At 53.3% G+C, this 7695-nt stretch carries 9 protein-coding genes; 6 read left to right on the top strand and 3 right to left on the bottom strand.

Annotation, left to right across the window (positions count from 1 at the left end):
* Positions 1 to 527 precede the first annotated feature (527 nt).
* The 4 genes from VQ830_RS28380 to VQ830_RS28365 all read left to right on the top strand — a co-directional run bounded on the left by VQ830_RS28380 (position 528) and on the right by VQ830_RS28365 (position 3000).
* Positions 528 to 839 carry a type II toxin-antitoxin system RelE/ParE family toxin gene (locus tag VQ830_RS28380; protein WP_337271492.1) on the top strand — a complete coding sequence of 104 codons (312 nt, stop codon included), beginning with the start codon at positions 528 to 530 and terminating at the stop codon, positions 837 to 839.
* 13 nt (positions 840 to 852) lie between these two features.
* Entirely contained in the window at positions 853 to 1134 is a 282-nt protein-coding gene (locus tag VQ830_RS28375; protein WP_337271491.1) for a helix-turn-helix domain-containing protein, read from the top strand.
* 136 nt (positions 1135 to 1270) lie between these two features.
* Positions 1271 to 1774, top strand: a complete 504-nt coding sequence (locus tag VQ830_RS28370) for a GNAT family N-acetyltransferase (RefSeq protein WP_337271490.1) — start codon at positions 1271 to 1273, stop codon at positions 1772 to 1774.
* Positions 1775 to 2205: 431 nt separating this feature from the next.
* The gene (locus VQ830_RS28365) at positions 2206 to 3000 is read left to right on the top strand and encodes a Fic family protein (RefSeq protein ID WP_337271489.1); all 795 of its coding nucleotides are present in this window, start codon (positions 2206 to 2208) and stop codon (positions 2998 to 3000) included.
* A gap of 309 nt (positions 3001 to 3309) precedes the next feature.
* Here VQ830_RS28365 and VQ830_RS28360 read toward each other — a convergent pair whose 3' ends face one another.
* Both VQ830_RS28360 and VQ830_RS28355 read right to left on the bottom strand, forming a co-directional pair.
* Positions 3310 to 3510, bottom strand: a complete 201-nt coding sequence (locus tag VQ830_RS28360; RefSeq protein WP_337271488.1) for a hypothetical protein — start codon at positions 3508 to 3510, stop codon at positions 3310 to 3312.
* A 178-nt stretch (positions 3511 to 3688) separates the two neighbouring features.
* Positions 3689 to 3952, bottom strand: coding sequence for a type II toxin-antitoxin system YhaV family toxin (locus VQ830_RS28355; protein WP_438618911.1), 264 nt, complete (start codon positions 3950 to 3952; stop codon positions 3689 to 3691).
* A gap of 959 nt (positions 3953 to 4911) precedes the next feature.
* Between VQ830_RS28355 and VQ830_RS28350 the strand changes: the two genes are divergently transcribed.
* Complete coding sequence (locus VQ830_RS28350; protein WP_337271487.1) at positions 4912 to 5505, top strand: DUF6088 family protein; 594 nt, start codon at positions 4912 to 4914, stop codon at positions 5503 to 5505.
* On the top strand, positions 5498 to 6511 hold the full coding sequence (locus tag VQ830_RS28345) for a nucleotidyl transferase AbiEii/AbiGii toxin family protein (protein WP_337271486.1): 1014 nt from the start codon (positions 5498 to 5500) through the stop codon (positions 6509 to 6511). The genes VQ830_RS28350 and VQ830_RS28345 overlap by 8 nt, the downstream gene beginning before the upstream one ends.
* Before the next feature lie 246 nt (positions 6512 to 6757).
* Here VQ830_RS28345 and VQ830_RS28340 read toward each other — a convergent pair.
* The coding region (locus VQ830_RS28340) for an autotransporter outer membrane beta-barrel domain-containing protein (protein WP_337271485.1) at positions 6758 to 7695 on the bottom strand (938 nt) is incomplete at its 5' end.

The raw sequence follows: 7695 nt of genomic DNA, 5'->3' as shown, positions 1-7695 counted from the left end.
TATGTTATTTATGCGGCTTCAGCAATGCGAATAGCTATATAATATATGCAAATCCGTATGCGGCTCGATCCAATCACACCTCAACCGGCGAGAACTATCAAAAACCCAAAAACTATCAAAAAACGGGTTTTCATGTATATTTTATTGACATTTTCATATGCAGGTTATACAAATAACATATACACGATGAAGATGGAGACAGCACCGTGAATTACTCTTGCCAAAACTGCTCTCAATCCATCAGCGAAGAGCAACTCCTCCCCATCAAGGATATCTCTCTACGCGTCATGCCGGGAGAAATCATGCCTGCAGGCGAATGCCCTCACTGCGGCGCTCTGTGCCACTCAGAGGCAACCGAAGACAACAACACAAAGGAAATCCTCTTCAACGCGCTCCTCACAGCCTACGGCGCTCTATGCGCCCGTATGGACCCTCATAAACCACCAAGAATGCCCGTGGATTGGAAAACACTCGATCACGCAGCTTGTTAATTATACAAATACCGATATAATGCCTCTATGGGTGATTTGAAACGGCTTGTCTTCCTTGGCGATGCTCTTGAACGGGTTAGAGACTTCCCAAAGTCGGCTCAGAAAGAAGCTGGCGTACAGTTGCACAAGGTGCAACAGGGTATCGAGCCTAGCGACTGGAAGCCAATGACAAGCGTTGGCCTAGGTGTGCGGGAAATTCGCATTCGTGATGAAACCGGAGCGTTTCGGGTGCTCTACATCACCAAAATAGAAGATGCCGTCTATGTGCTCCATGCCTTCCAAAAAAAGACGCAACAGACGGCGAAGCGAGATTTGGAATTAGCTGCTAACCGGTTGCGGCAGATTTAGCGGAGGTACGAGAATGAAACGCCAGAGCTTCGAAAATGTCTGGGACGCATTGGAGGACACGCCGCAGGAAGCGGCAAATATGTCTATGCGCTCCGATCTCCTTATCGCAATTGATCAGCGCGTGCGAAGCTGGAAAATTACGCAGGCAGAAGCAGCAAAACGGCTTGGGATAACGCAGCCTCGACTTAACGACCTGTTGCGCGGTCGGATCACAAATTTCAGCCTGGATACCTTGATTAAGATTGCCAGTCAGGCCGGTCTCACCGTCCGTCTCGACATAGTCGAAGCGGCATGATTGACCACGCTAGCTATGGAAGGAATTCACCAACGCCCTAACCTAGAGCGCCTGGTTCCGCTTTCGGCCCAGAGCGGTAATAAAACCATCAGATTGCGCATGGTATCGCCAGCCAACAATCATGAGGGGATAAGGGATGCTTATCAGGCCCGCGACATCCGGAGACTTTGATGCACTCCGAAATGTAGAACTCGCATCGTTCGAAACTCTGAAAAATGCGGGTGCTGTAAGCGGTGCTCCAGCGGCGAGCACCGATCAGGAGTTGAACGAATATCTCAGACATGGCTTGCTCTATGTGGCTTGCGATCAAAAAAGCGCTGTCGTGGGGTACTGTGGCGGTTATGTCGTGGAAAATCTCCTGCACATAGGTGAAATGGACGTTCATCCTGTTTGCCAGCGAAAGGGTCTAGGCAGGAGCCTGCTGACCACTTTGCTTGATGAAGGCCGCGCAAAGAAGTTGTACGGAGCGACCCTGACAACAGACCGCCTTGCACCCTTTAACGCGCCTTTTTACGCAAAATACGGCTTCAAGCTCCTCGAACAGGAAGCCTGCTCTCCGCGCCTTCGCAGAATTCTCGCGGCTGAAATCGATAAGGGTCTCGACCCTTCTCGGCGTGTTGCCATGTCTTTGTCTTTCTAGACCTACCAAGCAGCTATGACCGCAATTGGCGCATAGTTGCCTTCGCGACCCACCACCGCCCTAGCATCAAATGATGGGGTTCCGGCCCGCGCATATTTCCAATTTCACGCGGCCGAGGTTCTCGAACCTGCGCCGAGATGCTGTGTCACCTGGATCGGCGTAAGAATATAATGCCCAAAATTCGCGCCCGGTAAAATCTGCAGATCTGCAGTGACATCCTACTAAGATCAGGACGGTGGGCGCAGATATGCGCGTCTCTGTCTTTCAAGCTGCAGGGGCAGCGAAACTTAAAGTAAAGGAAATAGCCATTGCCCATCGCGGGACAGAGGCTTTCACATTTCCTTCGATAACGAACTTCATTTTCACCGCGTGTGAAAATCGTGATAGATAGCCTTGGTCTCTAATGACGAAGGCGAAATAGGGTTAGGTTGATGGCTATCGCAGATACAGTTTATCAAAAGAAGCTGCTGCTCGACAGCCTGAAGGTGAAAATCAGGCCTGGCGCATTAGACAACCTGGATGCCGCTCAGCGGATCGACATCACCTACACATCGAATGCGCTTGAAGGAAATACGCTTAGCGCTGGGGAAACCGCTCTCGTTATCGAAAAGGGCATTACCGTCAGCGGAAAGCCTCTCAAAGACCATCTAGAGGCCGTGGATCATGCACAGGCACTAGATTGGGTGATCGACATCGGCATGAACCGCGAAATGACGTTAACTGAGGCAGACATTAGAACTCTGCACCAGCTCGTCGTTGCTCGATCCAAGCCCGATATAGCTGGCCGCTACTGCGATACCGAACGCTTTGTGAACACGAACGCTGGGCTGCACTATTTCCCGTCCCACGTCGAAGTCCCAATGATGATGCGCGACTTCATGCAATGGCTGGCAGGCGCGGAAAATACGCCTGACGTTGCCTTCAAAGCGCATCGGGACTTCGTTGGTATTCATCCGTTCAATGACGGGAATGGCAGAACCGCGCGACTTCTGATGAACCTCATTCTCATTCGAGGCGGATATCCACCTATTGCCATCCGACCCGAAGATCGTCCTGCCTACATTGCCGCTCTGGAAGAAGGGCAAAAGGGCGGCAGCTACCAAGGCTTCGATGACATTATGTATGCACGGCTAGATCAGACGCTCGATCAGTACATCCGTGCAGCAAACGAGATCCTCAGGCCTTCGCAACAGTCCCAGGTCGCACCACCGAGGATGGGGATGTAGAGCTACACGACCAGTTCTTCGAGAGCGGGCAGGAGACGCTAAACCACTACCTGCCCTATCGCCAAGCATGAGCCTGGCCCGGTGATAGGTTGCATGTGATGGTAAATATTCGGTTACATCAGACGTTTGAAGTGCTCGCTTCAGCCATATGGGAAGGTATGTCTCACGGTTTTGATTCACGACTTAGGAAAGCTTCGTCTTTGGCGTGACACCACCCAAAGAAAACTTTAGGAAGATTAGCAAAGCAAGATTGAAACCTACTCAGTAAGAACCGTCGATTCTTAGTAATTCACCCACTTAGTAAAGGCGTCAGCTGCGCTTCTTCGTGCGCCGCTTCAATTCCTTCTCGATCGCTAGCCGGATCAAGTCCAATCGAAACTCATTTTCTTCAAGAAGAGCATCCATTCGCGCTGTCGTGCCTTCAGGCAGAGGAAGCTGCAATCGCTCGGTGAACTGCTTTTTACGCCCTCTCCCCGACCTGCCTTTTTCTTCCGTATGCTTTTTGTCCATTTAGTGCCCGTTTTCGTGTATATTTTATGTACGATTATCATGTATACTTAAATACATCAAGAAAACATAAAATGGTTTAGGATGCCGCTAGAGACAACCTTTTCAAAATTAGCGCTCACAATCAGGAGTGAGAGGTTTTTGCCAGTCGTGCAACAGCTTTGGGATCAGAAGCCTGCTTCTACAGCGCGTCCCAGTCGTCAGGCGGATTGCCGTCGTCCAGCATACCTTTGAAGACTTTGTAGGCGTCCGTCTTGGAACCGTAAGTCCGCATAGTGTGCTCGTCATTTACCCAAGCGAAGATGATGACCTTGCTGGCGCTGTTATAGCGGAAGAAGAGCCGGAAACGATCGTTACCGAACTTAGCGCGAAACCAGTCCTTGCGATCATCTCCAAGCGTGGAACCTTGGCGATAGATCGCCGCTGTCGGGTCTGCCGAGTTTATGAATACGCCATACTTTCTACATTCGGTATCAGGAATGGCTTCGGAAGCCTAAATGACGCCGATTTCAATGTGCTCCGCTCGGCGAGCGGGAGGCGGCCATTCAATTTGCGCAGAACGGCTAGGCTGCCAGCTTTCGTTGGCTTTGCTGATGAGGCGAACCCAAAGACGATCTATGAAATTGACCCTTGGAAACTTGGGGAGCGATTTCCAGGAGTAAAATTTTCCGGGCTTCAAATTGAGATAACAAATGACGCCATTACTCAGAAACTGTGAGAACGCCTGCCTTGGCTGACTAGGTCTGGGCAGGTTTTTGATCGTGATCCGCGCCCGGATGGTGCCATCCTCGCTATCGCCAGCAGAAAGCCGTCAGTTATCTGCACGGTGCACCCTGGCCCGCCGGCGGAAACAGTACGGCTATTCTAGAATTTCACGTCGATGACGTCGATTCAGAGCGCGCACGCATCGACTCCTTCGTGACCGACTGGCTCCAGCAGCCCAAGGATATGCCGTGGGCAACCGCTCGATGCTGTTTTGGGACTCGGATGGCAATCCGATCAATGTCTTCAAACCGGGGGCGTAGCGTTGAATGATGCCGGGTTTCGGATACGCGCGGCGATGGAGGCGCCCGTTTTGGTTCTTGCCCGGTGCCTCGCTGCGGAACTCAGTAGCCGCCAGATCAGTGTCAACGCGATCACCCTGGGCGCCATAGCAGGGGATCGCGGGCGGCGGGACTACGTCGACCTGTGTTTTTCCCTGCATTTTAAGGTTGGAACCAATATCCAAGCCCCTTACGCCTGTGGTGTACCAGCTTTCGTGAGCTGAACAGCCCCAAATTTACCTAGCTAAATCTCGCATTTCATCAGAATGACGAGATAGCCCCGTTTTAAGGACGAAAGGCTGGGGATCACAACATTGCAAACTGTCAGAAAACTGCATATATTTCTGACAGGAGAATTACAATGCAACGACTGACAGCACAGATCATGGCCCAGGCCGAACAGTTGCCGGAAGGAACGGCTCTGTCCGCCAAGGCATTCCTGCATTTGGGAAACCGAGCCGCGGTAGACCAGGCTTTGTCGCGTCTGTATGAGCGCGGCGAGCTCGTTCGCGCCGGTCGGGGAATCTATCTCAAGACGATCAAGAGCCGCTTCGGAAGCCGGCCACCGACGGTCGAGCAGGCCGTCGAAGCCGTTGCCCACCAGCGTGGCGAGGTGATTGTTTCCAATGGTGCTGCGGCTGCAAACGCGTTGGGGCTTTCCACTCAGGTACCGATCCGATCCATCTATTTCACATCCGGCCGCAGCCGAACCATGACTGTCGGTAGCCAGACAGTCGAGTTGAAGCACGTGCCGCGCTGGCAGCTCGCCTTGGCGAACAAGCCTGCCGGTCTGGCTGTGCGCGCGCTGGCATGGCTTGGTCCGGAAAAGGCAGAAGAGGCACTTCCGAGCATCAAGCGGAAGCTTTCAGCCGAAGCGTTCGGCGAACTCGTTGCCGCCGCCCCTCAGTTTCCCAGCTGGCTTGCCCGCAGTGTAGGAAAGGCCGCTCATGGCTGAACAGTTTTTGCAGCTGTCTCGGGACGATCGAAGAGAAGTTCTCGCGGTCGCCGCGGCGAAAGCCGGGCGGCCGATCCATCTTCTGGAAAAGGACGCGTGGGTCGTCTGGGCGCTGCAGACCCTTTATGGAACGGCGCTCGGTGAACACCTCGTCTTCAAAGGCGGCACCTCCCTCTCTAAAGCCTATAATGCTATCCGCAGATTTTCGGAAGATGTCGACCTGACCTACGATATCCGCGAACTCGCTCATGATCTGGTGGGCGAGAACGAGGAAGCGTTGCCGAAAAGCAGAAGCGAGGAAAAGCGATGGTCGAGCGAGGTTCGTAAGCGTCTGCCGATCTGGGTATCGGAAACAGTAAGACCGCTCATTGTAGATGCAATCGACGCCCAGTCGCTTGCGGCCACTGTCCGGGTCGAAGCCGACAAGCTCTTCATCGACTACGAAGCAGTTGCTGACGGATCCGGCTATGTCGCGCCAAGCGTCATGCTGGAATTCGGGGCCCGATCGACGGGAGAACCAGCAAGCGTTCGCGATATATCATGCGACGCTGCGGCCATTGTGAATGACATCGAGTTTCCCAGCGCGAAACCACGGGTCATGCATGCCGAACGGACATTCTGGGAAAAGGCGACGGCAATCCACGTCTTCTGCCTGCAGGAACGGCTCCGCGGAGAGCGCTTTTCACGCCACTGGCACGATATCGTTCGTCTTGACGATATCGACATCGCCGAAAGCGCAATCGCCGATCGCGACCTGGCCACGTCGGTGGCGCAGCACAAGTCGATGTTTTTCGCCGAGAAAGCGGTTGACAGGACGCCGATCGACTATGAAGCGGCCGTGGGCGGAGGACTGCAGCTGACACCCTCCGGCGAAGGGAGGGCGGCTCTCAAACAGGATTACGCCCGGATGCTGGAAGACGGCCTTCTTCTCGATGAGGCCGAGACCTTCGACGAACTGCTCGCACGATGCACGAAAATCCAAAACAAGGCCAATGCCAACGGCTGAGAAAAGCGTCCATGATCGCGGGAAGCCAAATGAGATGACAATTCCCGCGATGGCCGGCCCGTGATTTTCAATCGCTATACCAATACCAGAGCTCTCAACGTCGTGCCGCTCTTGACAGGAATCGTACCTACGACATTCCAGAAACGAGGTCAACTTCTAAGAAATCAAAGAGTTGAGGCATGAGCAATCCCACGGAACTTGCCTATCAACCACCAAAAGCAAGCATTTCGCGTTCGCCAAATCAGATCAAAAGCGTCGGCTTGCTGCCACCTTTGCACCTACCGACTTCTCGCCCTCACCTTCGACGTTCAACAAGAGGCTCGTATCCAGCATCCACAAATCTGCCGTCTGCATAGACACGCCTGCCGTGATCGACCCGAACGCTCCTGAGCCGTCCATGCCGGAAAAACCACCTGTCAATCCAAGTTTCGGAGTGAGTTTCATTCCGCTGTTGAGCGTGAAGGATCTCGCGATTTCAGCACCAAGGCTGACGCGGAACTGCTCCTCATTAAAGCCATCGATCCCGATCGTGTCCCCAGCACTGTTTTTCACAGAATAGTCTTTCACGTCCTCCGAAAAGTAAACAGCGCGAAGCTTCGGGCTGAGCGTCGTATCGTCGCCCATGTTCCACTGTCCCTCTATCGACGTGTCGACAAGAAGGCGTCGCGTACTGAATGTTCCATCCCAGAACTGCGTATCGATGTCGTTTGACGAGCCACCATAAAGGACACTGCCATTCCAGAAGACATTCTTGCCAATCTCGAAGGACGCATAGGGACCAGCTAACCAGCCATTGCCCTTCAAATCTGCATCTTCATCGGTGGGATCGGTCATGTGATCATAGTGGAACGACAGACCGAGCAGCGCTTTTTCGTTTAGCAGATAATCCACGCCTACGTTCAGCATGGCAAAGCTGCCCCACTTACCTCCATTGATGTCCTTGTCGCTATGGGCCAGAAATGCTCCGTCAATCCAGATGTTGAACGGTGACGAATAGCCTCCCGCTACACCATCGGCACTGTCGCGAGCCGATTGAAGCTGTGCAAGGCTCGTTGAGAAACTTGCTGTCATACCCTGATCGGAAGGCATCATCCGAGCGCTTACAGGATCGGTAGCCTCCGCCATCTTACGCCGTTCGAGAAGGCCTGGCACCTTGATCGTCGAGGAGATCAGATCCTGGCGCG

This window comes from Oryzifoliimicrobium ureilyticum (assembly GCF_037199735.1).
GTDB lineage: Bacteria > Pseudomonadota > Alphaproteobacteria > Rhizobiales > Rhizobiaceae > Rhizobium > Rhizobium ureilyticus.
Note: the sequence above shows the minus strand (reverse complement) of the source record. Positions and strands in the feature narration are given on the sequence as shown.

Bases quoted from the DNA above. Each gene is read 5' to 3' on its own strand.
- VQ830_RS28375 (WP_337271491.1), top strand. From the start codon at position 853: ATGAAACGCCAGAGCTTCGAAAATGTCTGGGACGCATTGGAGGACACG.
- VQ830_RS28370 (WP_337271490.1), top strand. From the start codon at position 1,271: ATGCTTATCAGGCCCGCGACATCCGGAGACTTTGATGCACTCCGAAAT.
- VQ830_RS28365 (WP_337271489.1), top strand. From the start codon at position 2,206: ATGGCTATCGCAGATACAGTTTATCAAAAGAAGCTGCTGCTCGACAGC.
- VQ830_RS28360 (WP_337271488.1), bottom strand. From the start codon at position 3,510: ATGGACAAAAAGCATACGGAAGAAAAAGGCAGGTCGGGGAGAGGGCGT.
- VQ830_RS28350 (WP_337271487.1), top strand. From the start codon at position 4,912: ATGCAACGACTGACAGCACAGATCATGGCCCAGGCCGAACAGTTGCCG.
- VQ830_RS28345 (WP_337271486.1), top strand. From the start codon at position 5,498: ATGGCTGAACAGTTTTTGCAGCTGTCTCGGGACGATCGAAGAGAAGTT.